24 protein-coding genes are annotated in these 23,742 nt (G+C 62.8%); 15 read left to right on the top strand and 9 right to left on the bottom strand.

Going from position 1 to position 23,742, the window contains the following annotated elements:
- Positions 1–2: 2 nt before the first annotated feature.
- From Aut01nite_RS32795 to Aut01nite_RS32785, 3 genes are read left to right on the top strand one after another with little or no spacing between them, the layout of a single operon-like run.
- The gene (locus Aut01nite_RS32795; RefSeq protein WP_204037756.1) at positions 3–710 is read left to right on the top strand and encodes an XRE family transcriptional regulator; all 708 of its coding nucleotides are present in this window, start codon (positions 3–5) and stop codon (positions 708–710) included.
- Positions 711–717: 7 nt separating this feature from the next.
- A complete protein-coding gene (locus Aut01nite_RS32790) occupies positions 718–1,194 on the top strand; it encodes an NUDIX hydrolase (protein ID WP_043524430.1) in 477 nt (158 codons plus the stop codon).
- A complete protein-coding gene (locus Aut01nite_RS32785; RefSeq protein ID WP_043524431.1) occupies positions 1,187–1,645 on the top strand; it encodes a hypothetical protein in 459 nt (152 codons plus the stop codon). The genes Aut01nite_RS32790 and Aut01nite_RS32785 overlap by 8 nt, the downstream gene beginning before the upstream one ends.
- Here the strand turns inward: Aut01nite_RS32785 and Aut01nite_RS32780 are convergent.
- Complete coding sequence (locus Aut01nite_RS32780; protein WP_043524433.1) at positions 1,642–2,190, bottom strand: HD domain-containing protein; 549 nt, start codon at positions 2,188–2,190, stop codon at positions 1,642–1,644. The genes Aut01nite_RS32785 and Aut01nite_RS32780 overlap by 4 nt on opposite strands.
- A gap of 52 nt (positions 2,191–2,242) precedes the next feature.
- The gene (locus Aut01nite_RS32775; RefSeq protein ID WP_043524434.1) at positions 2,243–2,473 is read right to left on the bottom strand and encodes a hypothetical protein; all 231 of its coding nucleotides are present in this window, start codon (positions 2,471–2,473) and stop codon (positions 2,243–2,245) included.
- Between the two features lie 133 nt (positions 2,474–2,606).
- On the opposite strand from Aut01nite_RS32775, the gene Aut01nite_RS32770 reads away from it, so the two are divergent.
- The 5 genes from Aut01nite_RS32770 to Aut01nite_RS32750 all read left to right on the top strand — a co-directional run bounded on the left by Aut01nite_RS32770 (position 2,607) and on the right by Aut01nite_RS32750 (position 9,673).
- Positions 2,607–3,338, top strand: coding sequence for an XRE family transcriptional regulator (locus Aut01nite_RS32770; RefSeq protein ID WP_043524435.1), 732 nt, complete (start codon positions 2,607–2,609; stop codon positions 3,336–3,338).
- Positions 3,339–4,506: 1,168 nt separating this feature from the next.
- A complete protein-coding gene (locus Aut01nite_RS32765) occupies positions 4,507–5,601 on the top strand; it encodes a Druantia anti-phage system protein DruA (RefSeq protein WP_161790614.1) in 1,095 nt (364 codons plus the stop codon).
- Positions 5,602–5,636: 35 nt separating this feature from the next.
- Complete coding sequence (locus tag Aut01nite_RS32760; protein WP_152628639.1) at positions 5,637–6,797, top strand: hypothetical protein; 1,161 nt, start codon at positions 5,637–5,639, stop codon at positions 6,795–6,797.
- 3 nt (positions 6,798–6,800) lie between these two features.
- Positions 6,801–8,720 carry an ATP-binding protein gene (locus tag Aut01nite_RS32755; protein WP_152628640.1) on the top strand — a complete coding sequence of 640 codons (1,920 nt, stop codon included), beginning with the start codon at positions 6,801–6,803 and terminating at the stop codon, positions 8,718–8,720.
- Between the two features lie 254 nt (positions 8,721–8,974).
- A complete protein-coding gene (locus Aut01nite_RS32750) occupies positions 8,975–9,673 on the top strand; it encodes a phospholipase D-like domain-containing protein (protein WP_063958756.1) in 699 nt (232 codons plus the stop codon).
- A 105-nt stretch (positions 9,674–9,778) separates the two neighbouring features.
- Here the strand turns inward: Aut01nite_RS32750 and Aut01nite_RS32745 are convergent, their stop codons facing one another.
- A complete protein-coding gene (locus tag Aut01nite_RS32745; protein WP_152628641.1) occupies positions 9,779–10,018 on the bottom strand; it encodes a hypothetical protein in 240 nt (79 codons plus the stop codon).
- A 2,201-nt stretch (positions 10,019–12,219) separates the two neighbouring features.
- Between Aut01nite_RS32745 and Aut01nite_RS32740 the strand changes: the two genes are divergently transcribed.
- Positions 12,220–14,280, top strand: coding sequence for a hypothetical protein (locus Aut01nite_RS32740; protein ID WP_152628642.1), 2,061 nt, complete (start codon positions 12,220–12,222; stop codon positions 14,278–14,280).
- A 262-nt stretch (positions 14,281–14,542) separates the two neighbouring features.
- On the opposite strand, the gene Aut01nite_RS32735 is transcribed toward Aut01nite_RS32740, so the two are convergent.
- Positions 14,543–15,094 (bottom strand): hypothetical protein, encoded by a 552-nt coding sequence (locus Aut01nite_RS32735; RefSeq protein WP_152628643.1) that lies wholly within the window; start codon positions 15,092–15,094, stop codon positions 14,543–14,545.
- Here Aut01nite_RS32735 and Aut01nite_RS44955 point away from each other — a divergent pair.
- Complete coding sequence (locus Aut01nite_RS44955) at positions 15,073–15,342, top strand: ATP-binding protein (RefSeq protein WP_083998806.1); 270 nt, start codon at positions 15,073–15,075, stop codon at positions 15,340–15,342. The two genes, Aut01nite_RS32735 and Aut01nite_RS44955, sit on opposite strands and share 22 nt — an antisense overlap.
- A 356-nt stretch (positions 15,343–15,698) precedes the next feature.
- Positions 15,699–16,469 (top strand): ATP-binding protein, encoded by a 771-nt coding sequence (locus Aut01nite_RS32725; RefSeq protein WP_052163566.1) that lies wholly within the window; start codon positions 15,699–15,701, stop codon positions 16,467–16,469.
- Positions 16,470–16,475: 6 nt separating this feature from the next.
- Here Aut01nite_RS32725 and Aut01nite_RS32720 read toward each other — a convergent pair whose 3' ends face one another.
- From Aut01nite_RS32720 to Aut01nite_RS32705, 4 genes are all read right to left on the bottom strand, one after another.
- The gene (locus tag Aut01nite_RS32720; protein ID WP_043524439.1) at positions 16,476–17,207 is read right to left on the bottom strand and encodes a GAF and ANTAR domain-containing protein; all 732 of its coding nucleotides are present in this window, start codon (positions 17,205–17,207) and stop codon (positions 16,476–16,478) included.
- A 37-nt stretch (positions 17,208–17,244) separates the two neighbouring features.
- On the bottom strand, positions 17,245–17,961 hold the full coding sequence (locus Aut01nite_RS32715) for a GAF and ANTAR domain-containing protein (RefSeq protein ID WP_236642654.1): 717 nt from the start codon (positions 17,959–17,961) through the stop codon (positions 17,245–17,247).
- 347 nt (positions 17,962–18,308) lie between these two features.
- A complete protein-coding gene (locus Aut01nite_RS32710) occupies positions 18,309–18,815 on the bottom strand; it encodes a YhjD/YihY/BrkB family envelope integrity protein (protein WP_052163568.1) in 507 nt (168 codons plus the stop codon).
- A gap of 216 nt (positions 18,816–19,031) precedes the next feature.
- On the bottom strand, positions 19,032–19,586 hold the full coding sequence (locus Aut01nite_RS32705) for an SPFH domain-containing protein (RefSeq protein WP_201775497.1): 555 nt from the start codon (positions 19,584–19,586) through the stop codon (positions 19,032–19,034).
- A 514-nt stretch (positions 19,587–20,100) separates the two neighbouring features.
- On the opposite strand from Aut01nite_RS32705, the gene Aut01nite_RS32700 reads away from it, so the two are divergent.
- Both Aut01nite_RS32700 and Aut01nite_RS32695 read left to right on the top strand, forming a co-directional pair.
- On the top strand, positions 20,101–20,499 hold the full coding sequence (locus tag Aut01nite_RS32700; protein WP_083998808.1) for a universal stress protein: 399 nt from the start codon (positions 20,101–20,103) through the stop codon (positions 20,497–20,499).
- A 120-nt stretch (positions 20,500–20,619) separates the two neighbouring features.
- Complete coding sequence (locus tag Aut01nite_RS32695; protein ID WP_043524441.1) at positions 20,620–20,814, top strand: hypothetical protein; 195 nt, start codon at positions 20,620–20,622, stop codon at positions 20,812–20,814.
- Positions 20,815–20,914: 100 nt separating this feature from the next.
- Here the strand turns inward: Aut01nite_RS32695 and trhA are convergent, their stop codons facing one another.
- Positions 20,915–21,811 (bottom strand): PAQR family membrane homeostasis protein TrhA, encoded by an 897-nt coding sequence (gene trhA, locus Aut01nite_RS32690; protein ID WP_236642655.1) that lies wholly within the window; start codon positions 21,809–21,811, stop codon positions 20,915–20,917.
- A 376-nt stretch (positions 21,812–22,187) separates the two neighbouring features.
- Here trhA and Aut01nite_RS32685 point away from each other — a divergent pair, with 376 nt between their 5' ends.
- Positions 22,188–22,421 carry a hypothetical protein gene (locus Aut01nite_RS32685; RefSeq protein WP_043524442.1) on the top strand — a complete coding sequence of 78 codons (234 nt, stop codon included), beginning with the start codon at positions 22,188–22,190 and terminating at the stop codon, positions 22,419–22,421.
- A 134-nt stretch (positions 22,422–22,555) separates the two neighbouring features.
- Positions 22,556–23,614: a mannosyltransferase family protein gene (locus Aut01nite_RS32680; protein WP_204037754.1), complete on the top strand. Its 1,059-nt coding sequence runs from the start codon at positions 22,556–22,558 to the stop codon at positions 23,612–23,614.
- Positions 23,615–23,742: the final 128 nt, after the last annotated feature.

Genomic DNA, 23,742 nt, shown 5'->3' with positions numbered 1-23,742 from the left:
CAATGCTGGAACGCGGATTGACGCCGGCCGCTTTGGCGGAAGGGCTCAACGTCGACCCGAAAAGCGTGGAGCGATGGATCACCGGGCGTACGCCGTACCGCCGTCATCGGTACGCGGTAGCCGCTCGCCTCGGCGTCGACGAGGTGTATCTGTGGCCGGACGCACTCAGTTCCGACCAGGTCGCCAGCGCCAGCGAGAGCGAGATCATCAACATCTACCCGCACCGGTGGACCGTGCCGTCCGAGGTGTGGCGCACCATGTTCGACAACGCCGAGGAAGAGATCGGTGTCCTCGTCTACAGCGGTCTCTTCCTGTCCGAGGACGCGGGCATCCACCGGATCTTCCGGGACAAGGCCCGCGCCGGAGCGAGGGTGCGCATCCTGCTCGGCGACCCGGACTCGGAGTCGGTGGCCCAGCGCGACCAGGACGAAGGCATCGACGGTGGCATGGCCCCGAAGATCAAGAATGCGCTCGTGATGTACCGGCCGCTGTTCGGCGTCGAGGGCATCGAGTTCAGGCTCCACCGCACCGTGCTGTACAACTCGATCTACCGAGCCGACGACCAAGTCCTGGTCAACACCCACATCTACAGCTTCGCCGCGTCCCAGGCGCCGGTGCTGCACCTGCGACGGGTGGCCGGCGGCGGCATGGTCAACACGTACCTGGACAGCTTCGAACGCGTCTGGGACGACGCGACACCGATGGAGTGAGGCGGCTGTGGGACGACGCATCGACTACTACAACGACCCCGAGGCGCCGAAGGCGAACAGTGTCGTGCCCTCGGCGAACGCCGTCGTGGTCAACGACGACGGCGCCATCCTGCTGATCCGCCGATCGGACAACGACAACTGGGCACTGCCCGGCGGCGGCATGGACCTCGGCGAGTCACTGCCACAGACCGCGGTCCGGGAGACGGCCGAGGAGACCGGGATCGACGTCGAGGTCACCGGCCTGGTCGGCATCTACACCGACCCCCGGCACGTCATCCTCTACACCAGCAACAACGAGGCCCGGCAGGAGTTCTCGATCGTATTCACCGCCCGGCCCATCGGTGGCACCCCGACGCCGAGTTCGGAATCGACCGAGGTCCGCTGGGTACCCCCAGCCGAGATCGCCGCACTGCCGATGGACCGGTCGATGCGGATGCGAGTCGACCAGTACCTCACCGCTCCCGACAGCATTCACCTTGGATAGCGACTGGGTCGGCGCCGGCGCCGACAGCTTCGCAGCCATCGGAACGGTAGGCGCCTTCATCGTCGGATTCACACTGCTGCGCCGCGAGCACCGACGCGAAGCCGACCGCGCCGAGGACGACCGCCGCGCCCAGGCCGAACGCATCAGCGCATGGGTCGAGCTCACCCGCAAGATCGACGGCGTACGGGAACTCGCCTTCCACATCCACAACGCCAGCGACATGCCGATCTACGAGGTGGAACTGCCCTTACCCGCCCGCGGCGACGAGGAGCCCCATTCCGAGTTCGTCGGCCTCGTCCCACCCGGCCGCACCGTCCAACGCCCCGCCCCGGCAGAGTGGCTACGCACGTACGTCGAGCCCGAACCCGTACAGATCGAGTTCCTCGACAGCGCCGGCCGGCGATGGAGCCGCGACGAACAAGGCTCAATCACCCGCACCGACGCGTCTTAACCTGCCGCCAGCAGCGCAGACACCCGCTGAACCGAGCCGATGATCAGAGGGCTCGCCTCCCGGATCGACTCCGCCACCAAGTCACCGTCACCGTAGCGGGACAGAATCTCCGCGAGACGCTGCTCGACCTCAACGGGCTCCCCATCCGGGGTGGTCGTCATGTCCGCATACGTGATCGCATCCGACAGCAACTCCGCCACCGGCGGGAACTCGCTCGCAAGCTGCTCAGCCAACCCGCGGTTCCGGGCCTCGATGTGCGCACACGAGTGATGAGCGACCAACCGACAGACCAGATCGTCCGCCTTGGCGACGTCCCGTAAATAGCGGGCGCCGTCGAGCTGATGCATACCAGTCACGACCAGGTCGGGTGCGTAACCGACATCGTGGAGCCAGGCAGACGCCACCAACACCGACGCCTGATCTCCGGCCAGGTGCGCAACCGATGCGGCCTTACGCCCCACGCCCTGACTATGCGCCCACCGGCGCGGAATCGACTCCGCCAGCAACCGACGCGCAAGGTCCGGGGCACGTTCCACCTGATCCACACAGGCAGACTATGCGACCGTCCGAGCAGCAACCCAAGGTCACGTACCGACGTCACTTCCCCGCCAGCGCTTGCCCGGCCAGCACCTCGGAGAGCCGGTCCGCGACTGCCGGCGAGATATCGCCGATCCGCACCACCGCTGCACCCCGGCGCCCCACCGCGTGGTGCAGAGCCGGGAACTCTTGGCCGACGTCGAAGCCTGCCTCTTCAAGGGCCAGCGCCAGCCGGTCAGTCGACCTTCGGGCGGCCTCCTCCCCTGGTGCATCGCCCATCGCTACCGCCATTCCGCCCATCCGTTCAACGCTCGCCGTTGGAATCGATTTTTCGCGGTCGGTGACGGAACGTGAACCGCACCTCTAGGACGTCTAGGGACTTCTTGGCTACGATGACGCTCTCGCCAGCGATGGGAGTCGTTGCGTGAACCACCCACTCGCACGAGCGCTCCACAGCGCCGGACTCACCGTCATCGACGTCGCAGCACGCCTCAACGTCGACCCGAAAACCGTCCAACGGTGGACCAGCGGTCGCATGCCCTACCCCCGCCACCGCGACGCCTTGGTAAAACTCACCGGCTGGACGGCCTACGACCTATGGCCGGGACTCCCCCGCCCACAGGCAGCCAGTCCGACGACTACCGAGGTGCGCGTCGTCTACCCGCATCGTTCCTCCGTGCCCTCGGATGCCTGGGCTCGCCTTCTCAGCCGCGCCGAGCGTGAGATCGATATCCTCGCGTATAGCGCACTATTCCTGGCCGAAGACGCATCCGTGCCCTCCCTGCTGCGGGACAAGGCATACGACGGCGTACGCGTACGCATCGCCCTCGGCGACCCAGACGGCCACCACATCGCCAACCGCGGAACCGAGGAACGCGTCGGAGCCGGCATGAGCGCCCGCATCCGCACAGCTCTCGTCAGCCTTCAACCCCTCACCAGCGCACCCGGCATCGCCGTACGCCTACACGACACCGTGCTCTACAACTCCCTCTGCCGCGCCGACGACGAAATGCTCGTCAACCCCCACGTGTACGGCAGCCCAGCCTCCCACGCTCCAGTGCTCCACCTCGCCGGCGCCGCCAACGACGGCATGGGACCGACTCACATCACCGCGTTCGAACGAGTCTGGGCCTCGGCAAAGCCGTTGAAAGTCTGAGCGGCTGAAGCGGTAACACCAGCCGCACCGGGTCGCCGCCTCGGGAGAACCCAGTACCGATTGAGAAACCGCAAGGCGTCGTAACGCGCTCGGCACGGCTCCGGCTCCCTACATGCGGCGCACAGCCCATCGGCGGTGACCGAGAGATGTTCATAGAGGTCCCGCTCGGCCTGCCCAATTCGATCAAGCACCACACGGCCGAGGTAGACACCCTCGCTACTCGCTTCGGAATCCATCACAACCCCTCGGCCTCGCCCTGGGTGATCCGCGCGTAGGCCTCCGGGCGATGCAACCTGACCCAGGCCACGACATCATCCCTACGCCAGATCCTCCCTGACGCAAGTTCTGCGACGGGCTTAGGAAACCCATCCCGGCAGGAGACCATGAACGCCCGCTGACGGCTGACACCAAGCAGATGCCTGATCTCGTAGGTCCCGACAAGATCCGGCATCGGGTCCGACACGGGACTTTCGTCGGCGTCGGCGCAGATTCGGAGGACAGCCTCAGGAATGCTTCCTTCCACGATCACTCCGATCTACGGTCACGGCAAGCTCATTGGTCCGGTGACGTTCAGCAAGGATCGGCCGAGGCAACACCGTCGAAGGACAGCCCGACCGCCCGGAAACTGCACACGGACGGCCGGGGTCCTCAGCCACCGGTGTCCCAATCCCTCCTGCGACCTGAATACCGGCTGCTCACAACCCTGCATCCTGGAACCAGAGATGCCGACTTCTTCCATAAGGACGTCTCATCACGTCTCCGCGTCCTTCGACGTCCGAAGGCACCGACCTGCCAAACCTCAGCGAGGACTCTCCGGAGCAACTACCAGGTAGCCAGGACCTCAGAACGACGTCTGGCCGGCACCTCGATCAAAGACGGTGGATCACCTGGGACCTTCGCCGACACGGAATACCGGCAACACCGATCGCTTGACAGCCAAACTGGACCTCTAGACTGTTGCCGCCGTGGGCGCCCCGGAGAACTTGCGCCGGAGACACCAGACGCGCCGGCGTCGGTGGTAGATTTCCCGTCGGTCCAATGTGGAGTTGACCGGAAGGGTGGAGGGGTGATAGGGCCTTCTTCGCGGCGCGTCGCAAGCTCGAAGCCGATTGAAGGCTCGATAGAACTAGAATCCCTGAAAGACAAGGTGCTACGCCATCTTGAAGGCATGGGTTTCTCAGTCAATAACGGTCGCCTTGTCGCGCCGAATTTTGAAGACAAAGAGCGTCTGCGCAAGTTGCATTCGGAAGCCGTGGATTTTCAACGGGCGAAATCTGCCGGCGCTCTACGCACTCATGAAGACCTTTTTCTTCGGAAAATGGCGCGCGGCGAGACGATTGACGTCCAGCGCATTGATCCTATATTAGTGCCTGTGATTGACCGGCGTTCGTTCGAGGGTCTGCTGTGGCGATGGTGTTCCCTCCATTGGTCCGTGCCAGTATCGGCAGGGTATGGTCGGAGGCTGCGATTCCTTGTCATGGACAGAGGCCATGCGAACAAAGTCATGGGCCTCATCGGATTGGGTGACCCTGTGTTCGCCCTTAGGGCGCGTGACAATTGGTTGGGCTGGACTGCTGAGCAGCGGCGCGAGCGACTAACTAATGTCATGGACGCTTTCGTCCTCGGAGCCGTGCCCCCTTATAGCAATCTTTTAGGCGGGAAACTTGTAGCTCTGTTAGCCACCAGCCTCGAGGTGCGTCAGGCGTTCGAACTTCGATACAGCCATCGGCAGACTCTGATAACCCAAAGGGATCCGAACGCGCAGTTGGCCCTAGTGACTACATCTTCGGCGCTTGGCAGGTCATCAATTTACAACCGACTGACCCGACCGGACGGCACGCTTGCGTTTCTCCCAACCGGCTACACGGAGGGCACGGGCGATTTCCACCTATCTGGCAGCATCTATGATGAACTCGCCCAGCTTGCGGCAGCGGCGAATCCGCAGAAGGCGAGTCATGCGCACGCCCGCTGGAAGGAGTCCGGCGCCCGCAACCGACGCGAAGTGATCCAACGGGCGCTGCACACGCTCGGCCTAGATGGCAGGCAGCTACGAGTCCATGGCGTGCGCCGACAAGTGTTCCTAGCTCCCCTAATGGCGAACGTCAGTGATCATCTTATCAAGGGCGTGGATGCGCAGTGGATCACGTCATCAGTATCAGAAGCTTCTTCATACTGGCTCAAACGGTGGGCGACCCCGCGTGCCGCGAGAGCCGACAGTTGGCGCGACTTTCAGCCAAGCGATTGGCGGCTCTACAAGCAGTGAAAGAAGTTTTAGTACTCATGCCGTAGCCTCATCCGGTGACCCTCGAACACCCTCTTGATGGCACGCCGCAACTGCCCGCCGAGGTACTGGCGACAATGTTGCGGGAGATCAGACCCTTGAGCGACGAGGCGCGCGGTCTTCTGCTGCCCATGATCGAACAGCGGGACGAACTTCGCGATCGGCTACTCGGACGAGGCTGGATTGAACCCGTTGACAACAGGCGGGCCATCGGTTCGACGGTTGCCGTTGACGGTGCTCAAGTTCAAGAGCCGCTTTACGCTGGAGATCTGGTAGTCGCTGTCGCTGTCGCCGCCGAAGGACTCACCCCGGCCGGCCGACTGGGTGAATCTCCCGTCCACAGTACGTGGCAGCGGTTCCTTAATCATGACGGCGATAACGACCGTCTAGCCAAGGTCGCGATGGGCGCGCAAGAGCTCAAATTGCTTCAAGGGCTTCGGCATGACATGTGCATACTCGACGGATCCCATCAGACACCGGTCATTGTAATCAACTCAGCCTTGTCTTCTCAAAGCGCACAAGTCCGTGAAAAGTCTCTAGAAGTGCTACAGCGGTATGATTGCGCTGCCGCCCTTCGTGATCTTTGTGATCCAGAATTAGGCGGGAAGATAGTTGCGTCCCCAAAGTCAGATTCATCACGCGACTTGATCGGTCTGCTGCAGGAAAGATTTGCGCAGGACCGGGTATTCGACTTGCCTGGCACCGATAAAGTTCTAGCGTCCTTGGTACTCGAACAAGGCGAAATGTTCCAAGCTTTTCGAGTCCCAAAATCATGGGAAGGCCTACACATAGCCACTCGAGAGGAGCTACGCAGAAACAGAGATGACCCATTGGTAAAGATTGCGAACGAGCTCAATCAGGCGATCCAACCTCTACGCGATAGGAAGATCCGCATCACCTATGTGAAGCCGTTTGGATCTAATACAGCAGTCAAGGTTGAGTTCAAAGAGCGGAAAGGTGCGGACTGGCGGAGAGATGTCGGTGCCATGGTTAGTGCCGAAACACCAGCGCCCCATCTTCAGGAGCCTTTCGCACAACATCTTGCTGACCAATGGGCAAAATCGATTGGAGTCGGTGTTCAAGCGCAACTCCAAGGCATGCGGCTGGATCTTGCCGAGAGTAGCGATCCAATGTTTCTCGAATATGTCCTTCGTTCCTACCGCACAACTGGAGGGTAGCCCGTGGCGTTCGAGGGTGCTGAAGAAGTGGGTGTTGTGGGCAGTCCGTCGACAACGAGCGAAGTGACTGTCGACGTTGTTGGTGACGCCGGAAGTCGCCCACTTGTTGGTGCGATGGTGCTGCTGCAACAGCAGATGGATACGCAGGTTGAGTGCGCTTTAGGGACGGTCACCGAAATTACAACTCGGAATCAATGGCACGAGAACACCTCTATGCGAGGTGTTATCGCCTTGCAGGGCAGGCTCTTGGCGCTATCAGGACGCGCCGACGTCAAGGGAGCGGAAATCAATGTACAGGCGGTTTACGCCTCCGAGGACGGAGCGTACCGACCAGCCGGCTCCACGCTTTCGATGTCACCTACGACCGGAACTGGAGTTATACGAGTTACTGACGAAATTCTTCAGGAGTTGACCGTCCAGGCCAACGAGAATATTTTCTACCTAGGTGACATTTATCGGATGGCCGGTGTTCGGCTTCCTCTCAACCCTAGCGACTTCTCCGGAGCACGCGGAGCTTTCCATGCCGGAGTCTTCGGACCGTCCGGTGTGGGTAAATCGGTCTTCACTACGTACTATATTGCTGGCCAGCTGCGGCATACTGACCTAGGTGTACTGATCATTGATCCTCAAAGTCAGTTCACGAGAGAGCGAGGTTTCACGTTCTCACTTCAAAGCCTCGCTCGACTCCAAGGACGTGAGGTGATTACGAAGACCCTGTCGACCGAAGTAAGGCTGCCGCAGGATAAGGGCTTGTTTTGCGAACTCCTCAGCAAAACTCCTTTCTTCCGAACGGGCCTCGTGTTCAGAAGCGCTGGGCCCCTCGAAGGCGCTCTGGCCGCAGTCGAGGATTCTTTGGACAGCCTGGCCAACTGGGCCAACCAAGATCTTGATGTAGTGCTCGATGCCGTGCTTCGGGGCTTAAGAGACGCTACTACGAACGGTGACGTCTACAAGACTATGAAACTGGACAGAGATGGGAACATCAAACCGGAAGGTCCGGCATATAAGCTCATCCAGATTCTGGACGAAGCCTTGAACCAAGGAAGCCGGCGCAACAGGTTGATGCGGTACTTCGGGCCAATCGCTTCATTGTTTTCCGCCTCCGGCCCGAACGGTGAACAACGTGTAAAAATGCTGCAGCTACTGCACCAGGCGTTCGAACGCGACCCGTCTCGAGCTCGCCCAGTCATCATTCTCAACATGGCCTTCTCTGCACCGCCAGGAGACGCAGACACAGAGATGATTGAGGCGATCAAGAAGCTAAATAGCGAGAGCACAAAGGCCAGGATTCTGCGAACAGTATTCGATCATCTTGAGAGGATTGCCGCAGACGACTATCAAAGGGGCGAGAAACTGCTCAATACTCTTATAGTATTTGATGAGGCGTGGCGGTACGCACCCCGTTCGGCTACGGATCCCGAAATCAAGTCCTTGGCTGACCAACTGGCCGGATACGCTCGGGAGACGCGCAAGTATGGCGTCGGCTGGATGTACGTTCTACAGTCGCCACATACATTACATCCTGATGTTTGGGATCAACTTAAAAGCGGTTTTCGCGCACTAGGGTACGGGCTTACCGGCGCAGACTTAGACCTCGTTCGCGCGCAAGTTGATAGAGCTGAGTCGATCTCACTGTATCGCAGCTTCACTCAACCCAGTGAATCGAATCGGCAATACCCATTTATGCTAGTTGGCGCTATCAGTCCGCTTTCTTTTACGATGGCACCGCTCTATACCTCCATTTACAATGAGTTCAAGAGTTGGGTTGAGGCTAATAGGGAATGGCTACCTCCCAACGCTATCAACGTCGAGCTGGATCCAGTGACTGGATCACTGCTGTCAGGCGGGAATTTAATTCCGACCCAACGCTCGGTCGTTGCGAGCCACGCGATCGTGAGTAAAGACGGCGACGACTTCATATAGAGTATGGGCTTTCTGCACTGGCCTGCGTGGATTTCGCCGACTTCTCCACCTGGGAGGCGCCTGTGCCACCTTCCTAATGCGGTGATCTGGCTTTCTCGGCCGGCCTTGCCATGCCTTGAGCTTGTCGCGGTGTCCGGCACCAGGTGGCCGCCGGATACGCCGCAGGACCCCCGCGTTGGCAGCACTCCTCACAGACGGACCCACCCTGGATAAGGTTAAGAAGGTCGCAACGAAACCGACCGGCAGGAGGATCTTTGAATCTCAACGAGGAATTTATCCGCGGCGACGGGTACAATGCTCCACGCGCCTTCGCAGATTACTCGACAATGACTCCGATTGTCGATGTTCATTTCCGCAATCTTGAAAGCAAAATTGTAACTCTAATAGGCGAACACGGGTGGGCAGCAGGGAACGTCGCGTGGCTCACCAGCCTTCCCATATTGGAGGCTTTATCACGCCTGGATCGAGTATCGATCATAGTTCAGAAGGAAGATTTTCTTCGGCCGGACGCGACCTCCTGGAGGCAGCTACGAGCCGCTTATGGCAAACTTCCCACAAGCTACAGGCTGGACTGGCCGCATGTGGGTAAACTCAGTTTAGCTAGCTATCCGGACCTGGAGCCGATCCGTTGCGTGGGTAATCTCAATACAGAGAAGAACCCTGCGCATCCTCGGGCACATAATAAATTCGTCGTACTTGGAAACGGTAGTTCGAGCCACCGACGGATGCTTCCGGCAGGTAGCTCCAACCAATACGGCGACGCATGTTGCGTATGGACCGGATCCTTCAATTTCACGAACAATGGTCGCAGATCACTTGAGAACGCTGTCGTGATTCGAGATCGTTCGATCGTGGAAGCGTACCTCGCCGAGTGGGGGCAAATAGCATCAATATCGGAGTCATTGGATTGGTTCCAGCCGTGGATCGAGCCGGATTTCCGTATAGGTACTTGACTTATCTTGCAGTGAGGGTGGCAAGGTGTCACAGCTTGCAAGCCAGGCCCGATAGGCGAATCGCCATGTAGACCGGTCCTCGGCTGGCACCATCGGCGCGGCGCCTTATATCTTCCCCTCCCTCACCGGCGACTCGGTCGGCACCGCATTCTCGGCCGGGATGCCGTCCGCCTGCACCGCTTCGGCGGGGGAAGGATCCGTCGGCTCACCACCAGTGGCCTCCTCGATCATTTGAATGCCGGGGCCGCAGACGACCACCATGTCCCGTGCCTGTAAATACGCCGCCACCTCGCCGGCATCTGCCAGATCGACCAGGTCCGGGTTCGCTGCGATCAGATCCTCCACGAGGCGCGCTTCGGACCGGTACACCCAACGCGGCGCATCCTCGGTGACCGGCTGGGCGCTGGTGTGCCGTGACGGCAGCGGTAACTAGCACGGCTGTTATCGGATCCGGGTCGCATTCTCGAAATTAGTATTTTGAAATTGGTTCGTCCGGCGAAGGCCTCGAGCCGAGATTTGCTCAACCCTCTGACTTCCCTTGCAAGGCGGCAATGAAGAGATCAGAGCGTTCTTCTGATTTGTCGCGAACAACCATACCAACCACCGACGAGGACAGTACGTTCGGATTGCCGATCAGCCCGCTCAGTCTAGTGTGGTTACTTTCGGAGAATCTGGCATAGTCGCGCGACTTGAAGACGCAAATGATCTAGTACCTGATTTTTGAGCAGAGCTGCTGCAGCGCTAGCATGGCTCGGTCTTCTTCGTATAGGCTCGATTTCATGGTTAGCCCTGCTCTAGTCGACCGACGTGAACTGCTTCAGTGGGCGGACACTGTCGCGGCACGAAGTGATCTTCCGAGGCTGATTCGACGCCTTATACTGGAAACTGGCCGTGACGTGTTGCGGCTGGGTTTTCCTGCGGGGGAAGGTGTGCAACTGGGCGGTTGGGACGGGAACCTAATCGCCACTGAGCCCTCCGCCTATATTCCCCGAGGGCTCTCAGTATGGGAACTCAGCGTTGAAAAATCGCCTGGAACAAAGGCGGATAAAGATTACGACAAGAGAAATGCCACGCCAGATGGCTCCCCGCGGTCGGACTGCACTTACGTGGCCCTCATCGTGAGACCGTGGAAAGACCGCCAGACTTGGGCGAATCGTCGCACTGCCGAGGGAGTATGGAAAAAGGTAATCGCGCTTGGAGTCGACGACCTCGAAACATGGCTTGAGGTTGCACCTGTCACACAGGCATGGCTTGCACAGCATCTGGGCTCTAACCCATACGGCCTCCGCCCCGTAGATTTGTGGTGGGAGACTTGGGCGCAGGCCACGACACCGCCGATATCACCGCATTTGATTATTGGCGGTCCGAATTCGAACCAGCCCTCGCGTGCTCTACTGACTACTTCTTTGATCGAGCGTCTCGCCGGAATGCCGCAAGTAACAACCATCAAGGCAGACAGCCTCGATGAGGCCCAAGCCTTCATCGCCGCCGCGCTGCTCAATGCTGCAAAAGAGGGCGACGATCAACTGCTTGCCAGAGCAGCATTCGTTGATGACCTTAACACTTTGCGGGCACTCATGTCCCGGCCGAATTCACTCATAATTATTCCAGTCACCGCTGAGACACGGCGTGAGGCTGAAACAGCGAAACGGCATCACATTCTGACGCCTTTAATCGATACTGTTAACGCCGACATTGCGCTTCCCCCGATTGACCCCGACGCCGCTCTCGAAGTCCTAAAAGACGCGGGGCTAGAGCAACATAGAGCCGCGCGGCTAGGCCGGGTTGCTCGGCGAAGCCTGCTCGCTATGCGCCGAGAGATTGCTAATAAGCCGGAATTGCATCAACCGCCATGGGCGCGGCCACCCGTCGATAGAAGCCGACGCGGATTCCTCCTTGCCGGCCGATGGCATGACGGAAATGATCATGACCAAAGTGTGGTGGCTGCTCTTGCCGGAATGAGCCATGACGAGGCTCGTGAGCGCGCCGACGAGCTGTCTACCGTCGCAGACCCCATGATGGGCCGGATCGACAGAATCCGCGCACTGATTAGTCCGTACGATGCTTGGAGTCAGATGGGTCCTAGGATCCAGCCGGACGACTTCGACCGGCTTGAGTTTCACATGCTCTCAGTGCTAGGCGAGGTGGACCGTCGGTTGGAGTACCCCGCCGGCCGAGAGAGGTTTCGTGCTGGCCTAGAGGGAGTGGGGCCCAAGTACTCCGCTCACCTTCGTAATGGGCTAGCGTCATCGTTAGCTTTGTTGGGTGCATCCGGTGAAACCATCGACGCTGGATCAGGGCGGACTGGGGCGAGCTGGGCTTCTGCGGTAATATCTAAACTCCTACGAACAGCCAACGACGACCTTACCGGAAATACGTGGAGGTCAGCCGCCCCTATCCTTCCGTTGTTAGCCGAGGCCGCCCCAGACGCCTTCCTTGCAGGTACTGCCAAAGGCCTTGAAGGGGAGCCGCCACTCTTGGCCTCTCTTTTTGAGTCACCGGAAGAAGATGGCCTCCTAGGCGCAGGAAGTCATCACACACACCTGTTGTGGTCATTGGAAAACATCGTGTGGTCCGCGCCGCACTTCGGACAGGCGGTAGAAATTATCGCCAGGCTGGCCGAAATTGACCCTGGCGGACGCCTAAGTAACCGGCCAGCGGCCACGCTAGCGGCCATCTTCAGCCCATGGCATCCAGACAACTCTGTCGATGCGGTACGACGTCTCGCCGTTCTGGACGCGATGAGACGCCGGCATCCGTCGGTTGCGTGGCGCCTAATGATCAACATGTTGCCAAGGACGCATAGTATTCACTTCCCCATACACGAGCCAGCGTACCGTAGTTGGAAGCCCTCCAGCGCTACAGTTACGTATGGCGAGCTGGCCACCGTAATTGAGAATGTTGTCGAGCGGCTAACGCAGGACGCAGGTGGCGACGCCGCTCGCTGGGGTGAGTTGATCGTCAGGATATCGGATATTGCGCCGGCGGAAAGAGCACGGCAACTGGATCAGCTTACGCACCTTGCGGCCGAAGGTGCATTTTCGGAGACGGATAGAGCAAAGCTGTGGGATTCGCTCAGGGAAGTCGTGGCGAAGCACCGCGAATACGCTGATTCTTCCTGGGCGCTTCCTGCCGATGAGGTTGCGAAAATTGAGGAAGTCATGGCTCCTCTGGAGCCTCCGCCATCCGAACTCCATTTCCTCTGGCTTTTCCAAGACTATACGCCAGAGCTGACGGAGTACTCTATTCGCAATGACCACAACGCCTACTTTATTACTCTCGCGGAGCGGCGCCGGAACGCCGTTCAGCAGATTTACGAAAGCGAAGGATTCGTGGCGGTGCGGGAGCTGGCCGTCCAGGCGGAGCAGGTTGCATGGGTTGGGACCGCCTTAGCGGACGCTGCAGAGGATTACTGCGTCGACATTCTATTGCCGCTGGTTGGATCGACCGACCGCGTTGACAGAGAGCTGGCCGCCAGCTTTGTCTGGCGTAGGTTCCACGCCAGTGGATGGCCTTGGCTCGAGGACGTGCTATCGCGCAGTACGTTGACGGACTCACAGCGCGGGATCGCTCTCCTGGAGTCCCGGGATTTTCCTCTAGCCTGGGAGCGAGCGGACGAACTGGGAGCGGAAGCTTCGCACGCCTTCTGGCAGAATTTCCAACCGTACGGTCTAGGTGGCGACTTTGCTAGCGTGGATATCGCTGCAGAGCGTCTCATTGGCGTAGGGCGCGCTAACGCTGGGATAGCGCTGATAAATTTGTATGTTAAGCGAGGAGGGCAACAGACGATTCGGCTTCTCGGGCTTGCCGCCGATGCGCTTGAGGCGCTTTTAGTGCAGGAGGATATTGATTTCAGAACTTTGCGTCAGCACGACTTCCAGCAGCTTTTCGATCTATTCTACGAACACGAAGATGCCTTGGGCTGGGAGCGTATTGGACGACTTGAGTGGCACTACTTGCCCGCCCTGGGATTCGACGCTGAGCCAAGAATGCTTGGAGCAGTTTTAGCTCGCGATCCGAATTTCTTTGTGCAAATTGTGAAGTTGGCGTTTCGACCCGAATCTCAAGAGATCGTGGAGGATCCTTCGCCCTTCTCGGAGCTAGAGCAGTACCAAGCGACGAACGCCTACAGGCTTTTGAGGGAGTGGTCAGTTCCGCCGGGTTATCAGGCTTCGGGTCAACTCGATGCGCAGCAGCTTCGAAATTGGATTGAACAGGCGAAACGTGGACTGAAGACTTCGGATCGATCGACCGTGGGTTTACAATTTATCGGGTCCGTTCTTGCCAAGGCGCCAGCGGACCCTGACGACAGTTGGCCACGTCTGGTCGTTCGTGACTTGATCGAAGAGGAGCGCAGCGAGGCTCTAGAGGCTGGCTTTTTTATGTCTGTCGTCAACTCGCGTGGCGTCACATCGCGTGGGTTGGGCGATGGAGGACAACAAGAACGAGACCTGGTAGAAAAATACCGACGTTATGCGGATATGTTGGCAGACGAATGGCCGAGGACCGGAGCGGTGCTGCGGGCACTCGCGGACCAGTACAGCGAGGATGCAAGGAGGCAAGATGCTTCGGCAGAGTATTTCCGTCGCGGGGAAGAACGTCCGTAGGTAGTAGCGGTACTCGACCAGGTCGTGGGGTAGTGCTCCCGCAGCAGGCTGTCGACGAGTTGATGAAAACTCGGCAAGCCGGTGCCGCGTGCGCGGGAGCAGGACCTACGCGACGCTCTACTCAAAGCCATGACAGGACGACATGGCGTCAACACCACGCGCTCCAGGCGTGGCGTGTCGACCTATATCTCAATTCGATCTTGGATCGAAGGTCACGCCCCAATCCAGGATTACGACGGGCATGACAGCGTTGCGGCGGCGATTACAGTGTGCGTGTTGCCAGTGTCGGGCCTCGGACACAAACCGAATGCCAACGGTGCTGGGCAAGATCTACATCTGCCCGCACCGTTCGGCTTTCAGGCTGAAATGTCAGCCGCAGCCCTGAATCCCGATAGACGTCCAGTTTGTCGTCGGGGTTGGCCTCTCGTAGAGCGGTGACCACACCGCCCACCTCGTCGATCATCGCGTTCAGCTCGTCGCTGGTCATCCGGTAGGTCCGGTCGGTGTCCGACTTCTGCGCCCGCGCCCGTTCCAGGGACTGGACGGCGCGACGCTCGGTCTCGACTTCGGCGATCCAGCCGGCGACCACCACCGGATCTCCTCCGGCGTCCAACGTCGCCCGATACCGGGCGAGCTTCGCATCCAGTTCCGCAAGGCTGGGCCCGCCCAGATCCGACATCGGCGCGGAGACGGGCAAACCGATCGCCGCTTGTTCGAGAATCGTCGCCACCGTGTGATCGCGGTGCAGCGGCCCGAACGCTTGAGCGAGCCACGCGTCCAGCGGCCCGACCAGTGTGTCCTCGCGCAGCACCACCGTACGGGGGTGCTGCACCTGTCCGCCACCGGTCCGGTCATTCCCGCGGCCGAACGCGAACGACTCTTCCAGCGCTTCTTCCGCACCAGAAGGCCATCAGCAATACCGTTCCCGGTACCGGGCTGGGACTCTCCCTGGCCCGCGTCATCGTCGAACAGCACCGCGGAACGATCACCGCCAGCACCGACGACGACCCGCCCGGCACAACGATCACCGCCCGGCTGCCCATGGAACGGCCCGGCGAGTGACCTGGCGGTTCTCTTCTCGCCGAGCCGTATCGGGCGGAAGGGCACCGCCACCCTTATCATCGATGGCAGCGGTGACGCTGTATGCGGTGCCGTCAGCTGCCCCAGACCCCGGCAGTGCGCCCTATTGCCGGTGCGTTCCCGGGAGCTGCCTTGATCGTCAACCTTCGTCTCACCCGCCTGGTGCCGTCGCTCCCCCAGCGTCACCACCATCAGAACGACCGGACCGCCGGTACCGGCGCCTTCATCGCGGTCGCTGCCGTCCGATGAGCGTCATCGATCGTGATCCCTCCGGTGCGCACGCCCCTCCTCCATACCTCTTCACCACGCCGGGGACGCGCATCGGCCCACTGGTCTCAGTGACCGCGGACTCCGACACCACCCTGGTGGAGATCGGCGTGCACGGCCGCTGGTCGCGGAGCCTCGGCGCCGACGTGTCCGCAGCGATCGGAAAGTGCCTGGCCGAACCACCGGCGGGCATCATCGCCGACCTGTACGACCTCGGTGACCCCGATGCCGCCAGCATGCCGCTGTGGCTGGCCGCCCGGCGTGCCGTGAGCGCGGTGCAGCCGGCCGTGCAGTTCGCGTTGTGCCTGCCCACCGCCACCGCGTTGAACCGCCGGCTCCGACGCACCGACGTGGTGCCGCATGTGTTCCTGTTCGCCACGTTGGCCGAAGCCCGCGCGGCCGTCACCCGCCGGCTGGCGCCGGTGCCACGACGCCAAGCCGACATGCCCCCACACTCGGCCTCCGCCGGCCTGGCCCGCGACCTGGTGACCCGGGCAGGTGCCGACTGGAATCTGCCGGAGCCGCTGCTGATGCGAGCCAGGCTGGTGATGTCCGAACTCGTCGTCAACGCCGTCGAGCACGCCGGCACCCGCATCCGCGTCACCGTGTCGCACCGGGGCGCCGATCTGCACCTCTCGGTACACGACGGCACTACCAGCCGTCCCAGCCTGCGATCCGCTCAATCCTCGTCCGGGACAGAGGTGTTGACACGGCCGGGTACGAGGCTCGGGATCGTCCAGGCCGGCGCCGACGCCTGGGGGTCGATGCCCGCCCGCGGCGGTAAGGTCGTCTGGGCGGTCGTCCGTCCTCGGTCCGGTGACTGCACCGCCCCCGGCCTGTAGCGGCGGCTATGTGGAGAGGAATTGTCGCAGGGTTTGCGGGTCGATGACGATGGCGTGGGCGACCTCGGTCAGCCGGCGGTTGTGGTTGCGGGCGTAGGCACGGATGACCGTGAACGCGTCGTCGACGCTGATGCCGCGGGCCTGCGCGACCGCGCCTTTGGCCTGCTCGATGATGATCCGGCTGTTCAAAGCTCCCTGAAGTTGCTCGGTGAGGACCTCGCCGTGGCTGACGGCACGTTCCTGCAGCAGCCCGATGGTGGCGGCGTCAGCCAGGGCTTGCATGATCATGACGTCGTCACGTCCGAACCTCTCGCCGGCGACGTCACCGAAGACGTTCAACGTCCCGATCACCTGCTGGCGCAACCGCAGCGGGAAGGCATGCACCGACTGGAAACCCGATGCGACGGCGAGCGGAGCGAAGCGTGGCCATCTGCCGCCGGCATGGTCGAGGTCCACGTTCACCACCGGCTCGCCGGTACGGAACGATTCCAGGCATGGCCCTTCCTCGTTCTGCACCACGAACAGTTCGACCAGGGTGACGCTCTCGTTCGACCCGGCGACGAACTCCAGCCGGCCATGCTGGTCGGCGAGCAGCATCCCGACGGCCGGCGCCTCCGTCAGGTCGGCGACCCGCTCGGTGATCATGTGCATGTAGTCGAGCACGTCGAACTCGTCGACCAGCGTGTCGGCGATCTCGACGAAGATCGTCGCCAGTTTCTGTACGGATACGGTCATCATGCCTGCCTCCCGGCCTGGCCGGCGGTCACCTGCGCGGTCATGGACGCTCCCGGTCGAAGTGCAGCCGACGAGCGACCACGTCACGGGCCACATCGTCCAGACGGCGGCCGTGCACGAACGCATACGCCCTCATCCGGGCCATCGCCTCCCCGATGGACACCCCCAACTGCACCATGACCATCCCCTGGGCCTGGAACAACTCCGCACGATGCTCCCCCGCGTCGGCCAGACCGTCACCGGAACCGCTCGCCGAGGCCTCCTCGTGCCGGTCCAGCAACGCCGCCATGGTCACCTCCGCGAGAGTGATCGCATCAGCGAGTTCCTCTCCGGTCAGCGAACCGGTTCGTTTCCGGAACACGTCGAGCACCCCGAGCCGTATGGCGCCCATCTGCAGCGGGAACGAGAAGACCGCCCGAATCCCGCTGTCCTGGACGGCCGGGATGTACATCGGCCAGCGCGCCGGCGACACCTCCCCGAGGTCGGGCACCAGCACCGGGCGCCGCAACGAGAACGCCTCCCAGCAGGGTCCCTCGCCGAGGACGAACTGCAGTTCCTCGATGTGCTCGGTCAGCGGGTCGGACGCGGCGTACAGTCCCCGCGCCCCTTCCCCGGTCATCATGCTGATCCCGGAGCCCGAGGCCGCCAGCGTCTGCGTGGCGGCGGTGCAGACCCGGTACAGCAACCCGCTTCCGCCACCCGGTGGGAGGGGCTGGTCATCGATCAGGTTGCGGATCATGTCGCGGCGGTCAGTCACCGCCGCCCCCTGTCCGGCCCCCGCCGGCACGGCGACATCCTGGCGAGCCGGCGCTATCACGCTGCTCACGACGTGACACGGCGACACCTCCACACCGGGGCCCGGTAGACGGGCCGGACAGTAAGGGCGAACACCACACAGCTTACAAACCGTACCGTGCCGCTGGACCCGCCTGCCCCTCGACACGATCGCTGTGCATACTCTCCACCACCACCGCCCGTCGGCGGCCGGAGCCTACGCCGCCGACCGGTCATTCATCCGGCGCAATAACATGCCTGTTGCGGCCCCGTTAGGCCGTTCCCGCACGAGAAACGCACCGCGTGGGAACGGTTCATCGACGCCGGCTGTCAAGACACCGGGCCGGTGGAGCACCTCGGCGAGCCGCCCCTGGCGGACAAGTCGGTGACGGCGCCGGTGACGCTGGCCGCGGCAAGGGCCGTGGCGGGCAGGACGAGCTGGTTGATGATGTTGAGGGAGTACAGCAGTCCCACCGTTCCGCGACGGGTATTCGGGCAGGCGCCACACCTTGCGGATGGACGACCGCATGGCATCGACCAGAACCACCCGGTGATCGGTAGTCCCAGGAACGCGATCACCCCGATGGTGCCGCGGGCTACACGGATCTGCTCGACGTCGAGGCTGGGCAGCAGGTTCTCGGCCAGGTACCGCTGCAGCGCCTGCTGCGCCTCCGGCCGGTCGAGGACGAACCCGAAAGCCGAGAAACCCAGCAGGACGAACGCGAACGTCGCGAAGAACGCGTAGTAGGTGACGGCGGCAGCTAGGCCTCGTCGTACCGAACGGCGGCGCGGGCGAGGTGATCGAGCCGGCCGTGGCGGCGCGGGGCACGCTGCCACGCCGCAGCGACGCGCCTCACCATCCGACCGTCGGTGCCGCCATCGGGTGGGTCCCTCCTCCCCGCCGGCACGGCTGCGCTTCTGCCTCGATGAGTGAGGTGTCCGATGGACTCGCCGGTCCGATGGGGAACTCGTTCGGCTGCGGCATCGCGGCCAGCCGGTTGTGGCCTCACGTCGCCGGTCACGCACGCTTCCGTGCGAGTGCGGTGCCCTGTGTCATCCGGAGGTCGTCGTCATCGGTACGCCGTTGATCAGTGGCATACCGGCCGGCGCGCTCTCCCGTTGGATGTCCTTGAGTTCGACCAGGGTGACCTGGACACCCCAGTCCTCGGTGGCGATGTCCAGGACCGTCTTGATGTCGATGGTGATCCGGTCGGTCTCGGAGAGGGTCTCGTCGAGAGTGTGCCGGCCGACAACCTTGCGCAGGGTGATCTGGGTGATCTGATTGATCGCCGCACCGACGTTCTCGATCGCGACGACGGACTTCCGCACGTCGACGATCCGGAAGTAAACGACCGCAAAGACGTCGACGCTGACGTTGTCGCGGGTGATGATGCCCGGTGATTGGATCGGCATCGTGACGATTCGCAGGCTCACCCGGTCAAGCACGTCGACGAACGGGACGATCACGGTGAGGCCGGCCTTCCGGACGGCGATGACCTTGCCGAGCCGAAAGAGCACTCCCTGCTCATACTGCTTGACGACCTTCACAGCGAGGTAGGCCAGGCCGAGAATGAAGAGAACGAGGAGGGCGATCCACAGGTACCACACGGTGGAATCCTGACTTCGGCCGTAGCCGGATATTCGTGCCCGGGAACAATCTGCATGAGGAACGCAGCCGATCGCTGCGGAGGCGAGAGCCCAACCACGCACAGCAGCCAACCACCTGGCCACCGGGGTCCCGGGCGACAACCTTGACACTACGCCTGTTCGCGACACCCGGCAGCGTGGCTGTCGCACGGGTTCGGCAGGCCCGGCAAAGAGGGCGTACGGTCGAAGGGCCGCCCGGGACCCCGGTGGCCGCTGAGACCCACCGTCGCTGAGCTGGGAACTCCGCCGTGTAGCTGGGGAGAGCACGGCTCGCCGCCTGAGCAGGTGGCGCCGCTCCCCGCTCGATCCGTGGATGCGCGGGACCCGCCACGGTGCCTGTGCCATGGAGGCCGGGGAGGAACCCTATGCGCCTTCAGCAAACCCGCCAGGCGCACACCACCGCGCCCAGACACCGCATCGTTGAGAAGAGGGAAATGGCCGACACCGCTGTCGAGAGCAGCCACCGCATCGTCGTGTGAGTCGACGGTTCGCCGGGATCGAAGAACGCATTGAAGTGGGTCATGAACCAGGCGCGACCGTCGAAGCGGTCACCAGCTGGCAGGACCCCGCCAAACAGGGAACGGCCTTCGGCTGGACTTCCGCAGCCTTCGAAGGTGACACGTACGCCACCACGATGGTCAGGGTCCTCGCCGACACCATCGCCGAGGCCGTCACTCAGACGTCATATCCCGGCAAGGTTCTCGCCCAGGTCGTCGAAGGCCACCCAGCCGAGGCGCTGGCGCGCGCGGTCACCGGAGCGGATCTGCTGGTGGTGGGCAGTCGCGAGCACGGCACGTTCGCGGGCATCATGCTCGGCTCGGTCAGCCAGCAGTGCGTGCAGCACGCACCGTGCCCGGTCGTCGTCGTCCGGTGAACGGATGACGACCATCCCGACGGGAACGGTGGTCGAGGCGACAGTCGATGGCGAGGCTTCCGCTCGCGCCTTGACACGCAGATGATCACGCCGCCCGCACCACCAACGAGAGGAAGAGTCATGACCGCCACACACGCCAGAAAAGCAGAGATCGTCTCCATCCTGCGGTCCAGGGGAAAGCTCGCACGCGCCGACTGGTTCGATCGCACGCTGCCCGACATCGGCGACATCGGCGAGAACAGCAGCCTCCTGGCGAATCTCGGGATCGACGCGGACGTGTTGGCCTCAGCGGGCCGTATCCCTCAGAACGCGTGAGCACGGCGGTCCGCCCGGCGAGCCGCCGGCCACGGGTCAGGTGCGCCGCGTCCGGGCCGAGCGGCCCGAAGGGCACGGCGCATGCCGGGACCGGCGCGCTTCACGCCGCGGCGACACGCAAGGCGATGGAGAGGCCGATGCAATGGGCGGCGAACGCGGCGATGGTCAGGGCGTGAAAGACCTCGTGAAAACCGAACCAACGCGGGTTGGGGTCAGGTCGCCTGAGGCCGTAAACGACGGCTCCAAGAGTGTATAGAACGCCGCCGAGGAACAGGAAGGTGACGACCGGAGCGCCGCCGGAGCGCCAGAACCCGGGTAGGTAGATCACAGCGACCCAGCCCAAGGCGATGTAGACCGGCACGTACAGCCAGCGCGGGGCACCGACCCACAGGACACGAAAGGCGACGCCGGCCAGCGCGCCGCACCACACGATCCACAACAACGTCCGAGCCTGTCCGGGCGGCAACACCAGCACGCAGAACGGCGTGTACGTCCCGGCGATGATGAGGAAGATATTGGCGTGGTCGAAGCGTCGCAGCATGCTCTCGACGCGCCCGGTCCAATGGCCGCGATGATAGAGCGCACTGATGCCGAACAGCAGCGCCGCCGACAGCGTGAACAATGCCAAAGCCACCCTGGATCGGTCGTCCGGGGACAGAACGGTCAGGAAAGCGCCGACCGTGACGGCGACCGGGAAGGTGCCGGCATGCAGCCACCCACGAAGGCAGGGTTTGACGATGGCGCTGATGTGCTCCAGGCCCTGCTCGACCCGGTCCTCCAGCTGACTCGGACCGGCATCCCGGCCGGGCTCCGGCCGGCCGCCCGATTCTGCTCGTCGGGCGCGATCGGTACTCACGACACTACGGTTACCCCTCCACCCGCCGCAGCTAACTCGGTCGCGGTCGTGAGCATCGGCATCGCAGGGCTCGGCAGCGTCGGCCTGGGCGACGAGAAAGCCTGTGGAGAGGGCCTCGCCGGCGCGCAGCCAGCCGATCACGTTACCGCTGGACCCCTGCAGGGCCGCAAGGTCCCAGCCCGGTCGCTCACACCCGGTAGTTGCTGACGGCTACACCAAGCCGTTGGGCCATACCGGCGAGTTCAGTGGCGGCATAGCGGGCTTCCGAGTGCAGAAACCATGGTCGACGGCGTGCACGCCTTCATCAGGGCGTACGGCAGGCGTTGAGCCGGCGGCGGTACCGAGCCGGAGCTCACACGGCAGCCGGTGATGGCGGCGATGCTGCAATTGACGCGCACACCCCCCGTAGGCGGCCGTCGACTAGCCGAAGATCGCACCAGTGTCACCCCCATCGACCGGCATGCAACCTCAGCCACCTGACCAGCCGTCAAGGGCACGTGAGAGCGAAGAGGAAGCCGTGAGCACCGACCATGACGAGCCTTTTGACGAGTTCGTGCGCAGCCGCCACTCGGGGTCTGCGCGTACCGGCACGCTGCTGATTGCCGGCGACAAGCACCTGGCCCAGGATCTCGTCCCGTCCGCGTCGACGAATTCGGACGTCGCCCGCACACGGTCCCGGCCCGCCTACTACCCCGAGCCTTGTCCGTGCCGGACCCGGGCCAACGCGGCCGCGGCTGAGCAGGTGCAATGACGCTTCTGACCCATCCCGACGAGAGCACCCGGCGTCTTCTTCCCCCGGTCGAGCCGCGGCGCCGGTGGCGGGACGCCTCGCTGGCTGCCGCTGCCGTGTGGGCCGTCCTCACCGTCGCCCACGTAGGTGTGCAGATGCTGGCCTGGCTGCCACGCCGCGACGGCGGTTCCACTCCCGCGACGACGCAGCTCCTGCTCAGCTTGAACCAGTGGGATACCGGCCATTACCTACGGATCGCCGAATCCGGCTACCAGGCGGACCCGGCTTCCCCTGCCTTCTTCCCGCTCTACCCGGTGCTCATCCGCGTCACCGACGCGATCTTGCCGGGCGGGGCCCTGGTCGCGGCACTTCTCGTCGCCAATGCCGCCGTGTTCGGCGCGCTGACCATGCTGTACCGGCTGACCCACCACGAATTCGGCACCGAAGTGGCGCAACGCGCCACCTGGTACCTCGCGGCCTTCCCCACCGGCTTCTTCCTGTTCATCGGTTACAACGAGTCGCTGTTCATCCTGCTGCTGACCGGCGCGCTATATGCCGGACGACGTGGTCACTGGTGGCTGGCCGGGACTCTTGGCGCGTTGTCCTCAGCCACCCGGCTGTTCGGTGTGCTGCTCATGGCTCCGCTGGCTGTGGAGTACGTGCGCCAGATCGGCTGGCGACCCCGCCGCGTTCGCCCCGACCTGCTGAGCCTTGCGCTGGTGCCGATGGGCGCCGCCGCCTACAGCCTGTACTGTCTGGTCGTCCTCGACGATCCGCTGGCCTTCAGCAACGCCCAGGACCATTGGGGCCGGCGATACACCTTCCCCGGCGCCGCTTGGGTGAGCGCAGTGCAGCACGCGGGAGGCGGGCTGCTGAGCACCGACACGCTGGGCGCCGCGCTCGACGCCGGCACCGTGGTAGTCGTAGCGGTCCTGTTGATCCTCTGCGTGGCCGGGCCTGCCCGCTTCCGGCGCGATCAGATGTACCTGCTAGTGCACGGCGTCCTCACCCTCGCCCTGCTGACGTCCACCGAGCTGTGGTTCCGCCCGATGATGTCCTCGTCCCGCTATGTCCTCGAAGTGCTGGCCATCTTCATGGTGCTGGCACGACTCGGCGCCAGGCAGATGATCGACCGAGCCGTCCTGATAATCGGCGCCGCACTGCATGCGGCGTTCCTGACGATCTTTGTAGCCGGAACCTTCTTCATCGCGTGAGACCCAGCGCGCGGCTGGGTCAACGCCGCGAATCGCGCCGTACGGGCCGCAGCAGCGCCGACGGTGGTGAGAGGCGGCCGCCCGGGCGTCGCTGCGCGCCCCGTCGGTGCTCAACACTCAGCCGTGGA

Origin of the sequence: Actinoplanes utahensis (genome assembly GCF_016862455.1) — a bacterium.
GTDB classification, from domain to species: domain Bacteria; phylum Actinomycetota; class Actinomycetes; order Mycobacteriales; family Micromonosporaceae; genus Actinoplanes; species Actinoplanes utahensis.
This window is presented reverse-complemented; position numbering and strand designations above follow the sequence as displayed.